20 protein-coding genes and 1 pseudogene are annotated in these 19,499 nt (G+C 64.9%); 4 read left to right on the top strand and 17 right to left on the bottom strand.

Features of this window, described 5'->3' with window-relative positions:
- Positions 1-242: 242 nt before the first annotated feature.
- The 8 genes from ACWEKS_RS27970 to ACWEKS_RS27935 all read right to left on the bottom strand — a co-directional run bounded on the left by ACWEKS_RS27970 (position 243) and on the right by ACWEKS_RS27935 (position 8,004).
- A complete protein-coding gene (locus tag ACWEKS_RS27970; RefSeq protein ID WP_452342824.1) occupies positions 243-944 on the bottom strand; it encodes a hypothetical protein in 702 nt (233 codons plus the stop codon).
- Positions 945-1,058: 114 nt separating this feature from the next.
- The gene (locus tag ACWEKS_RS27965) at positions 1,059-2,432 is read right to left on the bottom strand and encodes an MmgE/PrpD family protein (protein WP_452342823.1); all 1,374 of its coding nucleotides are present in this window, start codon (positions 2,430-2,432) and stop codon (positions 1,059-1,061) included.
- Positions 2,422-3,273, bottom strand: coding sequence for a cyclase family protein (locus tag ACWEKS_RS27960; RefSeq protein WP_452342822.1), 852 nt, complete (start codon positions 3,271-3,273; stop codon positions 2,422-2,424). Before ACWEKS_RS27960 ends, ACWEKS_RS27965 begins: the two co-directional genes overlap by 11 nt.
- Positions 3,270-4,301 (bottom strand): ABC transporter substrate-binding protein, encoded by a 1,032-nt coding sequence (locus tag ACWEKS_RS27955; RefSeq protein WP_452342821.1) that lies wholly within the window; start codon positions 4,299-4,301, stop codon positions 3,270-3,272. The genes ACWEKS_RS27960 and ACWEKS_RS27955 overlap by 4 nt, the downstream gene beginning before the upstream one ends.
- Before the next feature lie 11 nt (positions 4,302-4,312).
- Entirely contained in the window at positions 4,313-5,155 is an 843-nt protein-coding gene (locus tag ACWEKS_RS27950; RefSeq protein ID WP_452342820.1) for an ABC transporter permease, read from the bottom strand.
- On the bottom strand, positions 5,152-5,961 hold the full coding sequence (locus ACWEKS_RS27945; protein WP_452342819.1) for an ABC transporter ATP-binding protein: 810 nt from the start codon (positions 5,959-5,961) through the stop codon (positions 5,152-5,154). The genes ACWEKS_RS27950 and ACWEKS_RS27945 overlap by 4 nt, the downstream gene beginning before the upstream one ends.
- Entirely contained in the window at positions 5,954-6,820 is an 867-nt protein-coding gene (locus tag ACWEKS_RS27940) for an HpcH/HpaI aldolase/citrate lyase family protein (protein ID WP_452342818.1), read from the bottom strand. The genes ACWEKS_RS27945 and ACWEKS_RS27940 overlap by 8 nt, the downstream gene beginning before the upstream one ends.
- A complete protein-coding gene (locus ACWEKS_RS27935; protein WP_452342817.1) occupies positions 6,817-8,004 on the bottom strand; it encodes a CaiB/BaiF CoA transferase family protein in 1,188 nt (395 codons plus the stop codon). The genes ACWEKS_RS27940 and ACWEKS_RS27935 overlap by 4 nt, the downstream gene beginning before the upstream one ends.
- A 98-nt stretch (positions 8,005-8,102) precedes the next feature.
- On the opposite strand from ACWEKS_RS27935, the gene ACWEKS_RS27930 reads away from it, so the two are divergent.
- Together ACWEKS_RS27930 and ACWEKS_RS27925 are read left to right on the top strand one after the other, a co-directional pair.
- Positions 8,103-8,855, top strand: coding sequence for a GntR family transcriptional regulator (locus ACWEKS_RS27930; protein ID WP_452342816.1), 753 nt, complete (start codon positions 8,103-8,105; stop codon positions 8,853-8,855).
- A 184-nt stretch (positions 8,856-9,039) separates the two neighbouring features.
- Positions 9,040-9,282 (top strand): annotated as a pseudogene (locus ACWEKS_RS27925) (transposase); the annotation flags it as partial.
- Between the two features lie 180 nt (positions 9,283-9,462).
- Here the strand turns inward: ACWEKS_RS27925 and ACWEKS_RS27920 are convergent.
- From ACWEKS_RS27920 to ACWEKS_RS27905, 4 genes are all read right to left on the bottom strand, one after another.
- The gene (locus ACWEKS_RS27920; protein ID WP_452342815.1) at positions 9,463-10,008 is read right to left on the bottom strand and encodes a 2,4'-dihydroxyacetophenone dioxygenase family protein; all 546 of its coding nucleotides are present in this window, start codon (positions 10,006-10,008) and stop codon (positions 9,463-9,465) included.
- Between the two features lie 131 nt (positions 10,009-10,139).
- Entirely contained in the window at positions 10,140-10,628 is a 489-nt protein-coding gene (locus tag ACWEKS_RS27915; protein WP_452342814.1) for an ester cyclase, read from the bottom strand.
- A gap of 31 nt (positions 10,629-10,659) precedes the next feature.
- Positions 10,660-11,328 (bottom strand): MBL fold metallo-hydrolase, encoded by a 669-nt coding sequence (locus ACWEKS_RS27910; protein WP_452342813.1) that lies wholly within the window; start codon positions 11,326-11,328, stop codon positions 10,660-10,662.
- Positions 11,329-11,346: 18 nt separating this feature from the next.
- A complete protein-coding gene (locus tag ACWEKS_RS27905) occupies positions 11,347-12,492 on the bottom strand; it encodes an FAD-dependent monooxygenase (protein ID WP_452342812.1) in 1,146 nt (381 codons plus the stop codon).
- Positions 12,493-12,599: 107 nt separating this feature from the next.
- On the opposite strand from ACWEKS_RS27905, the gene ACWEKS_RS27900 reads away from it, so the two are divergent.
- Both ACWEKS_RS27900 and ACWEKS_RS27895 read left to right on the top strand, forming a co-directional pair.
- The gene (locus ACWEKS_RS27900; protein WP_452342811.1) at positions 12,600-13,187 is read left to right on the top strand and encodes a TetR/AcrR family transcriptional regulator; all 588 of its coding nucleotides are present in this window, start codon (positions 12,600-12,602) and stop codon (positions 13,185-13,187) included.
- A gap of 176 nt (positions 13,188-13,363) precedes the next feature.
- Positions 13,364-13,657: a hypothetical protein gene (locus tag ACWEKS_RS27895; RefSeq protein WP_452342810.1), complete on the top strand. Its 294-nt coding sequence runs from the start codon at positions 13,364-13,366 to the stop codon at positions 13,655-13,657.
- Between the two features lie 76 nt (positions 13,658-13,733).
- On the opposite strand, the gene ACWEKS_RS27890 is transcribed toward ACWEKS_RS27895, so the two are convergent.
- The 5 genes from ACWEKS_RS27890 to ACWEKS_RS27870 form a co-directional block, all read right to left on the bottom strand.
- Positions 13,734-14,618 (bottom strand): PaaX family transcriptional regulator, encoded by an 885-nt coding sequence (locus ACWEKS_RS27890; RefSeq protein ID WP_452342809.1) that lies wholly within the window; start codon positions 14,616-14,618, stop codon positions 13,734-13,736.
- A gap of 23 nt (positions 14,619-14,641) precedes the next feature.
- Entirely contained in the window at positions 14,642-15,466 is an 825-nt protein-coding gene (locus ACWEKS_RS27885) for an acyl-CoA thioesterase (RefSeq protein WP_452342808.1), read from the bottom strand.
- Positions 15,467-15,712: 246 nt separating this feature from the next.
- Positions 15,713-17,428 carry a flavin reductase gene (locus ACWEKS_RS27880; protein WP_452342807.1) on the bottom strand — a complete coding sequence of 572 codons (1,716 nt, stop codon included), beginning with the start codon at positions 17,426-17,428 and terminating at the stop codon, positions 15,713-15,715.
- Entirely contained in the window at positions 17,425-18,654 is a 1,230-nt protein-coding gene (locus ACWEKS_RS27875; protein WP_452342806.1) for a styrene monooxygenase/indole monooxygenase family protein, read from the bottom strand. Before ACWEKS_RS27875 ends, ACWEKS_RS27880 begins: the two co-directional genes overlap by 4 nt.
- A gap of 27 nt (positions 18,655-18,681) precedes the next feature.
- Positions 18,682-19,491: an SDR family oxidoreductase gene (locus ACWEKS_RS27870; RefSeq protein WP_452342805.1), complete on the bottom strand. Its 810-nt coding sequence runs from the start codon at positions 19,489-19,491 to the stop codon at positions 18,682-18,684.
- Between the last annotated feature and the right edge of the window lie 8 nt (positions 19,492-19,499).

The raw sequence follows: 19,499 nt of genomic DNA, 5'->3' as shown, positions 1-19,499 counted from the left end.
AGTTGTAGACACCCGCGCTGCCACGCCGTCGTGGACGTCGTTGTCCCCGTCCAGATCTGGCCGTGCTCGACCGCAACGGCCACGTCATCCTCGAAAATCTGATTCCCCCACCGGATCTCGATCGGATCCGGGCCGCGGTCACCCCGCTGCTCGAACACCGGTCTCAACACCTTCGAAGGTGAACGCACCCAACGCGTCTACGGCATGCCGCCCAAGGTCGCGGCCCGGCCCGGGGCCAATTCTCACTTGGTGGTGGGCGCCAGCGGCTGGCTGATCGTGGTGAAGTACTGGACGGCTGCCATGATCACCACCGGGGCGGTGACCAGCAGCTGGCCCGCGATCGTGCCGAGCGCGCCGAGGGCCACGATTCCGCCCGAGCAGCCGATCGCTGCGGCCGGGAGGAATCCGCCGAACAGCCCGACAAGGGCGGCCGAGGCGACTGTCGCGCCGGCGATGCCGCCGACGAAGCAACCCACCGCCGCACCGCCGAGGCCCCCGGCCAGCGTGCCGACGGTCGCACCCATGGTGATGGTGGTGGCCATCCGGCTCCAGGCGGCCTGTTCGCGGTCGTAGGAGTTCTTCCAGGGCGCCTGGTCCTCGAACGGTAGGGCCACGGGGCTGTAGGTGGCGTGTTGCGGATCGAACAGCGGGGTGAGCGTGGCGGTGTGATTCGCTGTCCGAGCGTCGATGGGAAAGACGAAATCGTCTATGCGGAAGGACAATTCGGTTCCGGCCAGCACTGTACCGTCACCCGCTCGTATCGTGAATTCGCCGTTCTCGACGACCATCGATCCCGCGTCGATGTTGATGACGATGGAGTGTTCGGTGGTGGTAGCGGTGTAGTCGACGGTGGCCGGGTTGGGCGGTGGGGTGGCGGTCGCCTGCCCCGCACCGAGTCCTACGGTCGCGACGAGCAGCATTGATGCCGCTGCAGTCTTCCTCATCGGATGTTTCCTTTTCTTCTTCTCGAACCGGATCGGTCGAGTTCCGGGCACGCCTCGTCACGCCACCACCCGGACGGGTGCGGCGGGGCGGCCGGTCGAATTAGGTGGTGGCGCTCAGCCGAAATGTTCGGCGAGGGTGGAGATCACGGAAGCGCTGGCCGTGTCGTCGCCGTTGATGCTCGCCCGCAGGGTCTCCCACAAGGCGGCGGTGGCCATGCCCAATCGCGGCACGACGCAATCGTCGAACTTTGTGCGCAGTTCGCGCTGTGACAGCGGGTTGCCAGGGCTACCGCGCCCGGTGTCGATTTCGACGCGGTATTGGCCGCCATCGCTGTCGATGCCGACTGCATAGGCAACGACGCGATCGGGGAATGCGGCGGTGGCCTCGGGGTCGGCTTCGAACCGCACTCGGCGGGCGGCAGCGAGAATGCTTTCGTCTATGGCGTTCTCACCATCGAAGTCCGCGAGTCCGACGCCGAGTCCGGATCCGCCGAGCAAGGCCATTGCGACGACCACCGGACCGGAGAAGCGGGCGGCGTACGCCGTGGGCGGCGCGTATTTCATGGCCTCGGGGAAGGCGACGGTCCGCAGCACCGGTTCCGCCACCCCGATTCGCAGCGCGGCCCCGGGTTCGAGGCGGAATCCCTGAGCTCGTAGTAGTAGTGCGGCGTCGATCGAGGAATGGGTGAACCCGTTGGTAGGATACGGTTTCGTCGTTACCGACTCGATCCGCCACCCGCCGGCGGTCTCCGACGGCCACCGGACCTCGGCCGGATCGACGCCGAGGAATGCCTGCAGGAATCCGAATCGTCCTTCCAGCGCGGTCGGCGGCGCAGTGGCGCCCGCGGCGGCCAGCTCGGCCGCCAGAACGCCTGCGGCGGAGGCGAATCCCGCGTGCATCGGTTTGGTCTGGCCGCCGGTGCGGTTGCCTTCGAGGATCCCGCCGGACAGCGAGGCGGCGGTCCCGATAGCGTGGGCGAGCTGCTCCGGGGCAAGGCCGCGCAGTAGGCCCGCGGTCACGGCTGCACCGATTGGCGTGCAGACCGCCGTAGGATGGAAACCTCGCTCGAAGAGGATGGAATTGCCATCGGTGACAGCGATTTCGCCGAGCCATAGACTGATCTCCTCCCCTATCGCGATCGCCCTCAGCAGATCGTTAGCGCCGCGGCCCAGTCCTTCGTGCGCGATGGCGATGGCAGTCGGCACGATCACACAGCCGGGGTGCACCAGCGACGGTGTCTGGGCGTTGTCGTAGTCCAGCGCGTGTGCGGCCGTGCCCAGCACCAAGGCGAACCGGCCGGTGTCACCGCGAGTACGGGTGGCGCGCCGGATGGAATCGACGGGGGCCTCGCCGATTCCGGCGATCGCGACGGCAACCGTGTCGATCAAGTGCTCACCCGCCGTCGCGAGGGCCGCCTCGGGCACTGCGGACTTCGAGTAGGCCGTGTGCGCCCAATCAGCCACCGCCCGGGACAGTTCACGAAGCATCGCCGACCTCCCCCGGGATCAGCGCGAGCGGCCGGATCGGCGACCCGGTGGCACCGGTAATCCTCAGCGGCACAGCCAAATACAGCACTTCTTGTACACCGGTGGCTGCGAGTCCCTCGAATGTCAGCACCTCCATGATGTGCACGCCGCGCTCTACCAGCAGTACGCCATGTGCGGGCAGCGCCGCGTGACCGATGCCGGGCAGGATCTGATCGGTGGCGATGGTGTCGCTGCAGACGGCCCGGATCCCGGTGTCGGCAAGATATTCCGCGGCCTCGGCCGTGATTCCGGGGACGCCGGTCTCGTGACCGATGTACGCGGCGGGGTCGTGATAGAGCTGCGGCCAGCCGGTGCGGATGAGCGCGACGTCGCCGACGCCCGGAACGGTGTCACCGAACGCCGCGCGCAAATGCTCGGCGGTGATACCGAATCCGGGTTCGAGCCGCGGCACGGCGAGCAGTTTCGGGATGTCGGCGAGCACACCGCGGCACAGGAACGGCGCTACCGTGTCCACGCCGTGCACGGTGAACGAACCACCGACGCTTGCCGCGTGAGCGTCCACGTCGCCGTACATGCGGCCGTCGATGGCGGCGTGACACAGCGCGTCCAGGTGGGTGCCGACGTGGCCGCCGGTGACGATGAGTTCGTTCGCGCCCGACCCGCCTTGGGCGTTCACCCGGTCGCCGTGCCTGCGCAGCAGGGCCATCCGGAAGCCCGGGTGACTAGGTGAGCAGGGCATGCCGTTCTCGAGCGGCTGTCCCAGTTCGATGGTGCGCAGACCGGCGAGCGCACCCGTGACGGTCCGCAGTGCTGCGGCGGAATCGGCTGTGTGGTTGGTCATTTCAGGTCCTCGGAGAATCGGTCGTCGTAGGCCTTGGTCGCGTCGATGCGGGGTTTGTTCAGAACGGTGCTCACGAATTGGGCCGCCTTGGCGGCTTCGCCGGGGTTGATGGCCGCGGTGGCCGGCGTGGCCTTGACGATCGGGTCCCAGCTCTGCGCGAACTGTGGGCCGGTCATTTCGGGAAAGCGGGATCGCAGCAGGGCGGCGGCCTGATCCGGCTGGCCGTGGATGAAGGCGTCGGCCTTGTTCAGTGCGACAGCGAAGCAGCGCATCACCGCTTCCTTCCGGTTCATGGTGGCGTTGCTGGTGGCCGCGACGCCGTAGAGCAGATTGTCCAGGTCGGGGGCGATGCCCGAGGCCAGGCGCAGCATGACGCGCCCGTCCCCGCGCTCGGCGGCCACCAGCGAGGCCGGCGGCCCGATGATGTAGGCATCGACCGAGCCGTTGGCGAAGGCGGCGACGGTTTCGGCAGCACCGCCCGCGGCGACAATGTTCACACCGGAGTCGGGATTCATCCCCGCATGCCGGAGCAGATACCGCAGCGTTTGGTCGGCTCCCGAGCCGGCCGAGGTGACAGCCACCCGGTGCCCGCGCAGCGCGCGCACGGCGGTGTCGAGATCCGCGGCGTCGGGCGGCGCGAAGCGGTTCTTCACGCCGACGTCGGCGGTGTTGCGATCAGCGGTGGCGGCGAAGGCCACCAACGGCGCGCCGCGTTCGGCCGCGCTGAGGATCGCGGCGAAGGTCGTCAGCGCGACGTCCACGCTTCCGCCCGCCAGGGCCTGGATCGCTTCCGAACCCCCACCCATCTCCAGTGTTTCGACCTTCAGCCCGCCCTCGCCGAAGTAACCCTTGTCCTGCGCGACATACAGTGCCGCGTATTGCAGATTGCCGACCGTGGACTGGCCGATCCTCACCGTCTGCCCCGAACAGTCGGTGACCCTCGTCCCGCCCCCGGCGCAGCCGACGACGGCGGACCCGATGAGGGCGAGTGCGGCGACGACTGCCGCGAGCCGGGTTCTGGTTGACATGGCGATCTCTCTCATTTCCACCGGGAGCTCAGGCTCTCGGCGCGGGTCACCGCGATATTGAGCAGTAGTGCGACCACCACGAGCACAGCGATGGCGGCGAACGTGCCCGCGGTGTCGAAGGTGTTGGCGGAGGTCTTGAGCAGGTGGCCCAATCCCTCGTTGGACGCAGTGATCTCGGAGACCACCGCACCGAGCAGCGAATACGGCACGGCCAGCCGCATTCCGGTCAGGATCCACGACATCGTGTGCGGCAGAATCACTTTCGTAAGCCGCTGCCGGCCGTTCGCGCCGAGCACCGTGACGACTCCGAGCAGTTCGGAATCGGCGTGCCGAGCACCGGCGAAGGTGTTGTAGAAGACGAGAAAGAAGCACACCAGCGCGGTCATCACGACCTTGGCCTGCAGGCCGATGCCGAACCACAGGATGAACAGCGGCGCCAGCGCGAGTTTGGGCAGGCTGTTGAGGGCGATAATGAACGGATTGAGCACATCGCCGAGGAATCGGATGCGGCCCAACAGGAATCCGGCGGCGATTCCGGCGGTCGATCCGAGCGCCAGGCCGATGCCCATGGCCAGCAGGGTCGCTCGCGCATTCGAGGCCAGGGTGCCATCGCGGGTCCACTCGAGCAGCCGCTCCCCGATCGCCCGTGGCGAGGACACCCAGAACGAATCGATGACCGGTCCCGACAGTCCCTGCCATGCGCCCAGCAGCGCGAGGACGATCAGGATCCGGATCACGAAGACCACCAGCCGGTACGTGCGTTGTTTCCGGCGATAACGAGCGTCGAAGTCCGCATCGATCGCGGGAGCCCGCCCGCCCATCGCGGAAGTGGGGACAGCTGCGGCGGTGCTCATGCCGACACTCCCGACTCGACCTCGGGGCTCAATGCCGCCCAGAGGGTTTCGTGCAGGCGCGCGTATTCCGGCGCGAAGCGCGCGGAGAACACGTCGCGAGGCTGGGGCAGCTCAACGGGTTCGTCCAGCAGGACACGACTGGGTCGGGCGCTCATCACCAGCACCCGGTCGCCCAGCGCGATCGCCTCACCCAGGTCATGGGTGATGAACAGCACGGTGGCATCGGTGCGCGAACGCAGATCGAGCAGTTCGCCCTGCAGCACCGTGCGCAACTGGCTGTCGAGGGCTCCGAAGGGTTCGTCGGCGAGAATGACTTCCGGCTCGTACACCAACGTGCGGGCGAGGGTGACGCGTTTGCGCATACCGCCGGACAGCTGGCGCGGATACGCGTCACCGAACCCGGCCAGCCCGACCAGGTCGAGCACCTCGTCGGTGCGGCGGTCGGTCTCGGCCTTGCCTACGCCACGCACTTCCAGGGGCAACCGCACATTCGCGCGCACCGTTCGCCACGGCAGCAAATTGTCCTTCTGGGTGACATAGCCGACGCGAGTATTGGCTCCTGTCACGGTTCTTCCGTCGTAGCGAACCTCACCGCGGGTCGGCTCCAACAGACCAGCCACCATATTGAGCAGCGTGGACTTGCCGCATCCGCTGGGGCCGACGACACAGCAGAACTGGCCACGCGGAATCGACAGCGACAGCCCGTCGATCGCGCGGAAGGAGCGTGTGGCATCGCGGAATGTCATTGCAACGTCGGAGAATTCGATCAAGGCCGGAGACCGATCCGACATGGGGTGATCACTCATGGTCACGTCCTCGTGCACAGGAGGGTTGATACCTTTCGGCCCATTCGAGCGTCAGCCGGGCCGCGGACACGACCGGGTGATCGACGAATGTGCCGTCCTCCAAGGCGAATCCGCCCGCATGGGCATCCGCCTCGGTGACAATGCGCCGGGCCTGCTCGACCTCGGCAGCCGTCGGCGCGAACGCCTCCGCGATAATCGGCAACTGGGCGGGGTGGATCGCGGCGCGGCCGCACATACCCAGTCGGCGTCCCCGCTCACACGACTCCCGCAGCCCCGCAGCGTCTTTGATGTTTCCGAACACGGCCATCGCCGGCGGTGGCAGCTGAGCCGCGGCCGCCGCCACCACAACGCGGCTGCGCGCCCATTCCAACGCCTGCTCGTCGAGAACGCGCAGTTCGGCCCGCAAATCGCCCTCCCCCAGCGAAATCGCGGCGACGCCCGGGATGGCGGCGATGCGATAGGCGTTCTCGACACCGGCCGCCGTCTCGATCAGGCAGTGGAAACCGGCTCCCGCCCCACCCGTGCCGATGACACGGAGGGCCGATTCGATATCGGCCGGTGCTTCCACCCTCGGGAGGCGAATGCCGGCGAGCGCGGGCAGCCCGGCGACGGCGTCGAGATCACGCCGCCCGGTCTCGGTGTGAACATTGTTGACCCGCACCTGGATCCGCGGCGCCCGCGGTGCCGGATCTGCTGTCGCCAGGAACTCGGCCACCGTGGCACGAGCCTGCTGTTTGCGCGACATTGCGACGGCGTCCTGTAGGTCGAGCACCACGACCTCCGCGCCGGAGACCATGGCCTTGCTCATCCGGTCGGGCCGATCGCCAGGGACATAGAGCCAGGTACCCGGGTATCTCATGCGACGACTCCGGCTTCCCGCCAGGCCTCGATCTGCTCGGCAGCGAAGCCGAGGGCTCCGAGCACGTCGTCGGTGTCCTGGCCCGGTGCCCGCCCGGCCCAGCGGATTGCGCCCGGGGTCTCCGACAGCCGGAACAGCACATTCTGCATGGCCACCGTCCCCAGTTCTGGATCCGGCAGTCGCACAATGGTTTCCAGCGCCTTGTACTGAGGATCGCCGAAGATGTCGGCGATGTCGTACACCGGGGAGATCGCCGCCTGCGCCTCGGTGAACGCTTGGACGACCTCTGCGGCATCGCGGTCGGCGATCCAGCTCGCCACCGCACCGTCGACCTCTTCGACGTGCTGGACGCGGCCGTAGCCGCTCGCGAACCACGGCTGTGCCACCAGATCCGGGCGACCGACGAGGGTCATCACGCGCTCGGCGATGGACTGGGCGCTGGTCGATACCGCCAGCCAGCGGCCGTCCCGGGTGCGGTAGATATTGCGCGGCGCATTGTTGTCCGACCGGTTTCCGGTGCGGCGCGGCACCACGCCGAGGGCGTCGTAGGTGGTGATCTGCGCGCCGAGCATCATCAGGATCGGTTCGATAATGGCCAGGTCCACCACCTGGCCGCGGCCGGTGCGCTCACGCTCACCCAGCGCCACCATGATCGCGAAAGCCGTTGCCAGCCCGGCGATTCCATCCGCGAGCGCCAGCGGGGGCAGGGTCGGCGGCCCGTCCGGCTCGCCGGTCATGGCGGCGAATCCGCTCATCGCCTCGGCGAGGGTGCCGAAGCCGGGCTCGTGCGAGCGCGGCCCGAACTGCCCGAAAGCGGTGACGCGGGCGATCACCAGCCGCGGGTTCAGCTCGCGCAGCACGTCCGGCCCGAGATTCCAGCGCTCCAGGGTGCCCGGACGGAAATTCTCGATCAGCACATCGGCGTCGGCGAGCAGTGCCCGCGCGATGGCCTGACCCTGCTCCGCCGACAGGTCGACGCCGATCGGGCGTTTGTTGCGGCCGAGCTGTTTCCAAACCAGCCCGACTCCGTCCTTTCTCGCTCCGTGACCGCGACTGGGATCTCCGCGCCGCGGGTGTTCGATCTTGACGACGTCGGCGCCGAAGTCCGCCAGCATCGTCGCCGCCAGGGGCCCGGCGAACAGCGTCGCCGCATCTACCACTTTCAGTGACTCAGGACACATCATGGCATTAACTTATAAGTTATAAGATGAGGCGTCAAGGGGTCCGTGAAGGCACTACGATCAGGACAGACGGCGACACGAGAAACAGGAGGCCCGACTCGATGGCACGGCGCAGCGCATCGGCCGCAACCGGAACGGGACAGCCCGAAACCGGTACCACCGGATCCGCCCCGACCTACGCCAAGGTCAAACCGCCCGGCAGCCGCGCCAGTTACGTTCAGGACGTGCTCCGGTCGGAAATCCTCAGCGGCGCAATGCCTCCCGGCACGCCGATCCTGCAGGACAAGGTCGCCGAACGCCTCGGCGTCTCCATTACGCCGGTGCGGGAGGCCCTGCGGAATCTGGAATCGGTCGGATTGGTTGTCTACGAACCGAATTTCGGCGCCAAGGTCGCCGAACTCGCCGCGGGCGAAATGGAAGAGCTGTATCTGCTGCGTGCCGCGGTCGAGGGCCTGGCCGCTCGGCTCGCCGCCACCTCGATCTCCCCCGCCGAAGTGCAGCGGCTACACGAAATCCATGGGGAACTGCGCACCGCGCTCGATGTGGGCGACCCCTCGCGAATGGCCGCCGCCAGCCGGCAGTTCCACGCCCAGATCGCCCGCGCCGGCGGACGCTCCATCATCGCCCGGCACCTGCAGTGGATCTGGGAGAGTCACCCCATCCCCATCGAACAATCAGTGTGGTCGAACCCGAAAGTGGCCACACAGGCCGTGGACTCCAATGCCAGGTTGCTGGCCCTGCTCGAAGTCGGTGACGCCGAAGGCGCCGAAAGCCATATGGTGCAGCAAGTCCGGCTGGCCGCCTCCGCCCGCCTGGCCACCATGCACAGTCGGGAGAAGAAGTCCGGGGCGTGATCACGGCACACAGGTTCGTGGCGGTACTGCGGTAGGAACGCCAGAAAGACTACTGCGGCAAGGATGACGCTGGATGCTCTCCGCCGCGCCGAACAGGCTCGCAATCAGGCCCACGGCGATGGCTCACCGACGAAATCGTGCAAGCCATGGACATCCACCCGTCGCCTGCCGATCGGACCCCTGCCTACGACACCGACGGCGAGCCCGTTGCGAGGACCGTATCCGCAGCGCGAAGGACACCGGCTTGCGGAACCTGCCGTTCCATAGCGTCGACGCCATTCGCATCTGGCACGCACTCGTCGCACTCGCGCTCGACCTGACTGCCTGGATGCAGACCCTCGCTCCGCACGACCACGACACACGCCGCTGCGAACCGAAAACCCAACGGCTGCAGCTGTTCTCGATCCCCACCCGCGTGGCCCGCCACGTCCACACCCCTACAGCCATCGAGAAGAACACCACCGGGCCCGTGGAACCCAGCAGACAGCCCGATGAAACAAGCTGCTCAACCACACCCATCAACCCGGATACGATCGGAAAACTCCGATCCGAACGCGTTCACGCCGGGCCGAAGGCCCGGCGTGAAATCGAGGTTACTACCGACTCCCTATTTCAGGGCGTTCTCGGCGGCACCCCCAGAAATAAAGTCCACAGGTCCCAAGCCCTGGGCATTGGCCAGTTCCTCGGTCAGATACCGGAGCGCCGCAGCATCAAGGATCGAGTGATAGCTTCCGTCCTCGGAGAAATTGACATTGGCGCCCTCGACGCGCACGAGAATAACTGTGTCCTCGGTGTTCGACTCAGGGCAGACGAAGGTATGTGTGGATGCTGCGGGCTCAAAAAGATAGGAGCCAGCTGTTTGTGGCTGTTCGGGATATTCGAGATAATACCACTTGCCCGACAAGGTATAGACCTCAGCAATACCGGTGTGATAGTGGAGTGGAATCACCGCCCCGGGCGAGAAGGTCGCCAACACCAGCCATACACCGGCTTCGACGTCCAGGCGCAGCGGCTGAAAATGCACCCCCGGGCCTAGAGCATCCCTGATCAGCGGTGTTCCACTGACATTTACCGTCAGAATCTCGGTCTGAGGCAGAGCGACAAAGGGAAGAAGCGCTCCGCTCGACGTCCGGACGGGACCAGGAAAATTCATGTTCAACCTCTCTCATATTTCTCAATCATGAATACGCGTGCGAATCTCTGATCATATGTCGAATCAGCGTAATAGCCTTCTGCGCATCGGAATGTCGAGCCGGAAGATCATCTCGCCGGCCCAGTTCTATTTCAACGTCGCATGATCCCTTGCTCACGCGCGAAGGAGAGTATCTGGCGACGGCTACTGCTCTTCAGGAGTGCACGAAGAATCGCTTTCATACCGATCTGACGGAGCAAACCCACTCGGTCAATCTCGTCCCAATGTTCTACACAGATCCCGTTCTCCACCCGCCAGATATCAATCGAAGTCATTTCGACGTGCTTACCGGTCGGAGCTATCCCGATGAGCGGTCCGGTGTGTGTGCCTGTCATCGAGATTCTGGCTACAACCTTATCGCCCTCAGCAACAATATCGTTGATCACCATCCGCCCATCGGGAAATGCGGTCTGGAGGATGTCCGCCATGCGCTTGACCGGCTCGCGACCGTTGGGGGTCGGATTATGCTGCAAATAGTCATCGGACATAAGGGAGTCGAGCAATCCGTGGTTTGCCACGGAAAACGCCTCCATGAGGCGCACCACCACGTCTTTGTTGATTTCTTGGATATCCACCTTCACAACTTCCTTCCCTGCGAATAATTCTTTCCGACTATTGGAGGGCGGCCGCAAAATCAGCAAACCTGTCGGCGTCACGCAATACCGGTCCGTGCCCGAAGCAGACCAAATCCGGGCCGAGCCCGGCGAGTCGGGCAATGGACTTGCGATTGCCTCGAGGATCCGCCGTCAAGAAATCGAACGGTTCCCGCAATCCGCGCACTCCCGTGAACGGATGGTGGCCACTCGCCACATCGCCGAGCAGAAGAGTCCGGTCCGACTCGCGCCAGAACGCCAAGTGGCCAACCGTGTGTCCAGGAACTTCGAGGACCTCGAAACTCCCGACCCGATCACCCTCACGAAGCCGCCTGTCGACCGCCGCCGGCGGACCGCCCTGAAAGCGGCTCAATATCCTGGGAGCAGGATGATCCGGGAATCGGTCGTACATCAGCCCGACCGTCTCGACCGCTGCAGCATCAGCATGACCGACCCATAAAGGGATTCCCAATTCCTCGCAAATTCGCCTACTCGCCCCGAAGTGATCGGGATGTGCATGCGTTACCGCATGCGCTCGAATATCGAAACGCGCGATATCGCGTAGTATGCGTCGGCCGCTGTACCTGGTTCCGGCATCAACTAGAATGCCGTCGATTACATAGGAATTGATAGAGTACCTTGGATATCCGCAAATCTGGTATACATCCTCGGCAAGTTCGATGATCATCGCCGTTCCTAACAGTGTTCAGGCCACTGGATTTATCAAGCTGGCAACCGTGGTGCGCGCGAGGCGATCCGATTCGAACCTCTCGACAACACGTCGACGTACAGCAAGCGCAGGTGCAGTGCGCCTGTGAACCATCCATCCATACTGACGAGATTTACGCTGCATGTCTCGGACTCGTTTGTACCTGCTGTCCTGGAAGCGATGCAACGCGTCCGGAATTTCAGTCGAGTCGACCAGAATTCGAGCCAGTGTGACCGCGTCCTCGATTGCCATGGAACCGCCCTGCCCGAGGTCTGGGGTCATGGCGTGCGCCGCGTCCCCGATCAGAACTACTCGCCTCGAGATCCACCTGGGTAGGATTACCTGTTCGATATCGCCGTAATGGATCGCATCCTCATCCGGATTCGAATCCACGATATATCTGGCCGGTCCTTTGAAATCGCTGAACAGTTCACGCAGGAGATTCATATTCTCGGACGGATCCCGCACAGCACCTCGAGCAGAAAGAAAAGTAGAGTACGAATACAGGAGATCCTCACCAATCGGAAGTATCCCCATTCTCCGACCACTACCCCAGAGTTCGCACATACCTTCGAACCCCTGCGGTCGCGGGATGACCACTCGAATCGCGCAGTAGCCCGCATAATGGCGGTCAACCTCTCCAAAGACCAGTTTCCTGACCTTCGAATTTCTCCCGTCGGCCCCGACGACGAGGTCATACTCCGCGCTGGTCCCGTCGCTGAATTCGGCGACCACACCCTTGGCGAGCTCCCTCAGTGCGGTCACAGTAATCCCGAGCCGCGGACTATCCTCGAGCGAGCCGGCGAGAACGTCATGCAGAGCCCCGCGGTGTATCCCGGTTGTCGACGCTCCATAGACATCCGCCACGGAGCTGAACCGGAATCCGTTCATGCGGTTGCCATCCGAGTCCAGGAGCGTCACGCTGTTGAGCCGAACCCCACGCTCCTGGACCGCACTCCCCAGTCCAATGGAGTTCAACGCCAGAACTCCGTTGAATCCGATCGCAATTCCGGAACCGACTGGGCGCCATTCAGGCGCGAGGTCGACCACATCAGCAGAAGCGCCGTGACGCTTCAAAGCGGCAGCAAACGTCAATCCCGCAATCCCGCCACCGACAATCAAGATCCTCTGTGGTATCGCCACCAGTACTCCTTTAGCACCCAGCCTGCATTACTACACTTTTAGCAGTTGTTGCTACAGTTGTAGACCTACTTACTAGGGCTGTCAAGAGTGGATGCGATACTGACCTCATGCGACAGAGTTCAGATGTCACCGACCGCCGTGCCCGCCTGCTTGATGCCGCAATACAGGTGATCGGCACGAAGGGCCTCGCAGCGGTCACGCACCGGTCGGTGCAGGAGACCGCCGGCGTGCCGCATGGGGCTGTCACTTACTACTTCGGTACCCGTAACGATCTGGTGGTAGCCGCAGTCGAGCGCCTCGCCGAACTCGACGAGAGGCGCCTGACGGACCTCATGCACGAGCTGATGCTGGTACTGGCGCGCCGCTCACCTGAGCCGGACTACGACTCGCTTCAGCAAGCTCTCGTCGAATGGATCGAAAGTGACCCGATCCACCAAATCGCAAGGTACGAGGTACTACTGGAAGGCACCCGAAATCCTGCGGTTAGAGCTGCCGTCAGCAGCGGCGCTGCCGCGATGTGGCGTGCGGTCAGGCCAATCGCCGTTGCAGCCGGTTCCGACGACCCCGATCATGATGCCCGCATCATCGTCGCACTGCTCGACGGCCTGATCTTCGATCGATTCACCCGTGCGCCCGACGATCTGACTCCCCTGCGCCATGGGCTGGAGCGAGTGCTGAATACCTGGCATCCGTAGACAGACTGCTGTCGTCGCGCCGGGGACGCGAACCCGATCCGACCGCGGCGGTCATCGACTCGCAGTCGATCCGCGCCGCCGAAATTGTCGGCAGTGCCACCCGGTTTCGACGCAGAGAAGAAAGTGGCAGGCCGCAAAAGTGACGTCATCGTCGACTGTTTGGCCTGCTGCTGATCGTGCTCACCGGCGCGAGCACTCCACGACCGCGACGGCGCCGGCCCGGCTCCCTGGGACAGCTGCGGGAACTGTTCGACACCATCAGCGTCGTCCGGGCCGACGGCGCCTACGTCGGCGCGCTGGTCGACCGGGCGAAATCTGTTCGCGCCCTGACCATCCAGATCGTCGAACGCAGTGACGACATCACCGGATTCGTCCGAGCACAAAGCATCTCCGGCGTGGTGACTGATGACGCGCCGCGGATCTCCCTGCGTCGACCAGGCGGTGTACGCGCGGCGATCGACCAAAGCTGATCGAGCATGGAGTCGGCGTCGGCCGGGATCGGTTGTGATGCGGCAGCCCAACATCCGGATCGACCGGCGTCGGGGCTCAGCGCTCCTTCGGCGCCGGGCCCCGCCTCTTCGCGCGCTGCCCATGAATCACGGCCAGCGCGTGCTTCTGGGCGAGTGTGGCGAGGGCCTCGTTCAGTTCGTCGAACAAGGTGCCGGCGGCCTCCCCGTTCCATGCGGGGGGCAGTAGTGACAATGGGAGACCGGGATCACGGTACGGTAGCCGACGCCATTCGGTCAGAATCGGCACGTAGAGCTGGAACGCTTCCCGCGGAGCGGTATTCGTCGCAGTTACCTGATAGAGGACGGGCCGATACCGCTGCAGGAAGTCTGCGTACAGCTGAGTGAGTTCTGGCAGATTCCACCATTGACGCACCTTCGCGCGCATGTCACCGAATCCGAGGTGGCGGCCGGTGAACATGTCGACATAGCCGGACAACTCGCGACGCTCCAACATCTGACGGGTCTCGCGGGCCAGCGTTCCGGGGCCGACCCAGACTCCCGGTGCTGCGGTGCCGAAGCCGAGCCGGGTCAGGCTCGATCGGAGCGCATGGCGCTTCTCGCGCTCCGACTCGGGCACCGAGAAAACAACCAGAATCCAACCGTCTTCCTCGGATGCCCTGGCACGATGGAAGATTCTCACATCGCCTTCGGCCAACGCCTCCAGCGTCGATTCCGAAAGGGAGTATCCGACCGCACCGGCGTTCTGCTCGCTCAGTAGTACGCCGCGCCGCTTGAGCCGTGATATGGACGATCGGACCGCCTGGGCATCTACTCCCACATCTGCCATCAGCGCGATAACCGACGCCGTGGACAGCCAGTTGCCTTCGGCGCGCGCGCACAGACCGAAGATGGTGATGATCAACTGAGCGAGGCGAGCTTCTCGTCCGCGCACATTCGGCACCACTTCCAGCCCTGTCGTCATATTTGCACCATACGTCCCCTGGGTCACGAGGCGCGAATCATTCCCTCCTGCAAGACAGTCGCCAGATGACGCTGGTCGCGGTCATAGAAGCGACCGATTCCGACGCCGCGCCCGGCGTCAGCGGCGACCGCTTCCTGCACGTAGAGCAGCCAGTCGCCGACCCGGCCGGGGCGGTGAAACCACATCGCGTGGTCGAGGCTGGCGGTGACCAGGCCGGGCCGGGCCCATGGCAGGTCGAGCACTCGCAGAACGGGTTCGAGGATGGTGTAGTCACAGACGTAGGCGAGGGCGGCGAGGTCGCGTTGGGTGTCGGTGAGACCGTCGACCGGACGAAGCGGGTCGAATGGTTTCACCCACACCGCTTGGTGCGGTGCCTTCTTTCCTTCAATCGTCAGGTATACCGGGCCCGGTACGTGGCGCATGTCGAAGCTTCTGCCTTCGGACCAGTAGGTTTTCGACTCCTCGGTCATGGTCCCGCCGTGACGGTCGGCGAGATATCGCGCAGAGCTGGGCAACTCGTCCGGATCGGGGACGGGAGTCGCGATGTGCGCGGCGAAGGTGCCGCCGGATTCACCAGCAGCGAAGTTTGCCAGGCAGACGTAGACCGGCCTGCCGTTCTGATAACCCCGGACCTGGCGGGTGCTGTAGCCGCGCCCATCTCGCAGCAACTCCACCTCGTAGCGCACCACGGCCCCGATATCGGCAGGGCGGAGGAAGTAACTGTGCATCGAATGCAGCGTCTTGCCATCGGTCACGGACCGCATCGCCGATGCCGCGGCCTGAGCCACCAGATCGCCTCCATAAGCCTTGGGCCATGGACATGGCTGAGTAGTGGCGTCGAAGGCCAAATCGAAGTGCTGCGGCTCTGTCGGCGTCAGCGTTACCGCCGCAGTGAAGATCGCGGATGTGGTCGGGGTTTCGGTCTGCATCGATCCGTCCGTTCAGAGCCCAGCTCGCAGGTACGAACTACGGCAGCGATTATATAGAGTCACTATTTCGATCGTCACGGATAGCCTACATCATAGGACAAGGTGGCGGCCACGCGACGGGAACCACTGCCGTCCGGACGACCGGTGGGCGAGCGACGTTGTCGTTCAAGAGAAGTCGGGATGATCGGCGGCGATTCGGTAACCCCCGGAGTGGAAGACCAGCGGCTGACCATTACAGGTGTCGAACTGCTCGACCTCGCCGATGAAAATGACATGATCACCGGCTTCTACCCGCTGTACGGTCCGGCACTGGAAGCGCGCGATGCTGTTGTCCAGCAATGGAACTCCCGCGATGCCGTCGTGGTGGGCCACACCGGCGAACTTGTCCGGCGCGGGCGTGGCGAACTGCCGCGAGAGCTCGTGCTGGTCGACGGCGAGCACGTTCACGGCGAAATGCGACGCCGCGACAAGGTCGGGCAGACTCGGTGCCTTCTTGGCCGGGCACCAGGCGACCAGCGGTGGATCCAGCGAGACCGAGGTGAACGAATTGGCGGTCACCCCAACCTTGCGGCCATCGGGTGCGCGTGCGGTCACCACCGTGACACCGGTCGCGTACAGTCCGAGGGCATTTCGCAAGTCCCGCGGGTCGACCGCATTCGATTCGGACCGGACCGCATCGAGCATGCGCTCGGCATCGGACCGGTCGAACCACCAGTCGTGCATGGCGCTGGGGTCGTCGAATCCAGCTGCGAACAACCCGGCCACCGCTGGCTCGTCCGCGGCGATCCGCACGAAATCCAGCACATGCTCTGGAATCTCGGTGAGCATGCGGTTGGTCCACGCCACGGACCACCGCCCCCAGTTGCGCCAGAAGGATTCGAATACCTCGTGCATCCACTCGGTGTCGAACGCCTTCATGCCGTGCCGTAATACCGCATCGAGGTAGATACCTGCTGCATGGACAGCGTTGTTCGCGCCCTGCGCGGTCAGGGGATCATTGAGCACCACCGCGTCGGCCAGCCCCAGCACCGGATGCCCGGACGCGGTGAAGGCCACCGGCCGTCGCACCGTGGGCGTCAACCGGCCACGCAGCACACCGCGGTCATCGGTCAGCTCGATGTCGCGGGCTCGGGCCGCGATCTTCGGAAACGCGTCGTCGAGGATCTCCACGCACCGTCGCAGATGCTCGTCCGGTGTCTTCACGTTGTCGAAGCGATCCATCGGTCCGCCCGGGATCGCTTCGACGACCAGGATCGAGCACGGGCCGGAGGTGGTGAGCGCCGGCAGCGTTATCACCTCCCCTACCCCCGGCATCACCGAGATGGTGAGGTCGGCGCCGGAGTCGTCGGGCAGCAGACCGCGCACATACGCCACGGCCAGCGCCCGCTTCGGACGGTCGTACGGCGACCGCACCCGATCGCGGACGAACATCCGGCCCAGGTCGCCGGTACCGGTCGCCACGATGGTCAGACTATGTTGTGCCGCAAGGGAATCCAGACGCTCTACGGTGACGTCCTCGACGTGGAAACTTCCACCCTCGGCGATGAACGCCTCGATCAAGGCCGCGCAGGCCACGCGCTGGTCGATCGAGTACGCAGGAGTCTCGAACGCCGAAACCACTTCCCCCACACCGTCGATGCTCAGTGCAAGACGGTCGACAGCGGGGGCGTCTTCCTCGACGTCGACGATGCGGCTCAGGACCCGTAAGGCTGACCCGAACAGGCATTGACTCGACAGCACCGAACCGGTCCGGACCTCGTCGGGGTGGCGGTCGCCGATCAAGGTTACCGTGCAGCCGTGGCGCCGCAGCCCCAGCGCCAGCAAGGCTCCGGCCTGCCCTGCCCCGATGATGGCGATACGGTGGGGCTCTTGGGCGTTCATGCCGCCGGAGCGAGGTCGTCGAGGTACGACCGCGCGCTGTCGGGGTCCATGAACCAGTGGAAGAAGTCCCGCGGATCGTCGAAACCGTTGGCGAAGCGCCGAGCGATACGCGGACTCGTTCCGGCCGCGCCCAACATCGCCAGTACGTGTTCGGGTGGAGGAACCAGGAGCGCATTGGTCCAGGTCACCACGTACTTCGCGTAGTCCCAATACCTTTCGAACGTGTCGTGCATGAACTGCCGGTCGAAGGGGCGCTCGTCGTGCTCGAGGATGCTCGCCAGATAGGAGGCGGCGCATTTGGCGGCGTTGTTGGATCCCTGCCCGGTGATGGGGTCGTTGAGCACGACGACGTCGGCCATGCCGAGCACGGGAGTACCCGAAGGAAGCACCCCGATCGGGCGGCGCACGGTGGGCGGGAAACGACCGGCGAGCACGCCCAGGTCGTCGGTGAGCTCGAGGTCGCGGCAACGTTCGCCCTCCCACGGCAGGTAGGTTTCGACGATCTTCTTCGCGGCCTCGAGGTGCTGGTGCGGGTCGGTGACACCGCCGAAGCAGTCCATCGGACCGCCGGGCCCACCCTCGATGACCATGATCTCGCACGGGCCGGTCGTGGTCAGCGCCGGGAATACGAAGTATTCGCCGATTCCGGGAATCATATTGAACGACACTGCCGAATACGGTTCGCGGGGTGCCATACCGGTCACGTATGTGAGCGACAACGCCCGTTGCGGTCGATCGAATGTCGAACGGGCCGAGTCACGTTCGAACAGCTTGGCAATGTCGCCTTTGCCGGCCGCCACCAGCACCAGGTCGGACTCGCGCGCATATCTCTCGAGGTCGTCGAGGGTGGCATCATGGATGTCGAGCTGACCACCGCGGTCTTCGAATTCGCCCATCCAGCGTGGCATCTTCACCCGCTGGTCGACAGATTGCGCCGGAAGGTCCAGCCGGGAAGCCCAGGAGATCGCCTTACCCCCTTTGTCATCGGGAACAGTGAACGCGATGCCGTCCACATCCGGACATCCCTCGGCCCAGAAATCCAGACGGAGTGCATGTTCTCGGGCCAGCGAGCTGCCGAACATGCACTGGCTGGAGGTCACCCGGCCGGTGAAGATCTCTTCGGGGGTGCGGTTCGACACGATCCGGACGTCGTATCCGGCATCCAGCAGACCCATGCCGAGCTGCAGGCCGGACTGACCGGCACCGATAATGGTGATGGTACGCATTGTGTTCCTTTGATTTTCGGGTTCGGGTCAGTGCGCCGGAGCGCTCTCGGCGGCGAGTTGCGGGATGGCACTCACGGTCTGCTCCGGGCCGAGAGCGGAGTAGCCGCCGTCGACGGCCCAGTCGGCGCCGGTGACGAACGACGCCGCTTCGGAGGCAAGAAAGGCGATCACACGACCCACCTCGGATGGGTCGCCGGTGCGGGCGAGCAAGTGGAAGGGCGCTGCGACGGAATCGGTGTGCGCGCGGTCGCCGGCGGACAGCTCGTCCATGATTTTCGACCAGGTCCAGCCCGGGCTCACTGAATTCACTCGGATACCGTCAGCGGCGTAATCCAACGCCATGCTGCGGGTGACCTGGGCGATAGCGGCCTTGCTTGCTGGGTATACCCACCGACCGGCCTGCGCGACCTTCGCCGAAATCGAGCTCAGGTTGACGATGGCTCCGCGGCTCCGCGTCAGATGGGGACGGGCGGTGGCAGCGAACAGCACCGCGCTGACCAGGTTGACGTCCAGGGTCCGCAACCAGGTTGCCCGGTCGGTGTCCGCGCCATCGTCTCCGTACGAGCAGGCCAGGTTGACCAGGACATCGAGCGAGCCGAACCTTTCGACCGTCGCACTGACGCAACGTCGGATGGATTCATCGCTGGTGATGTCGGTCCGGACGAACACGGCCCGGTCGAACTTCTCGGCAACCGCCGCCCCTCCCACCTCGTCGATATCGGCTACCACCACCTGCGCGCCCGCGGCGACGAGCTCGGCTACGACACCGGTCCCGAAGAGGGTGGCGCCACCTGTAACGATCGCCGTTTTCGTGGACAGTGAGATTGGGATTGACATGCTGCCCT

The sequence above is a fragment of the Nocardia sp. NPDC004711 genome, assembly GCF_053601595.1.
Note: the sequence above shows the minus strand (reverse complement) of the source record. Positions and strands in the feature narration are given on the sequence as shown.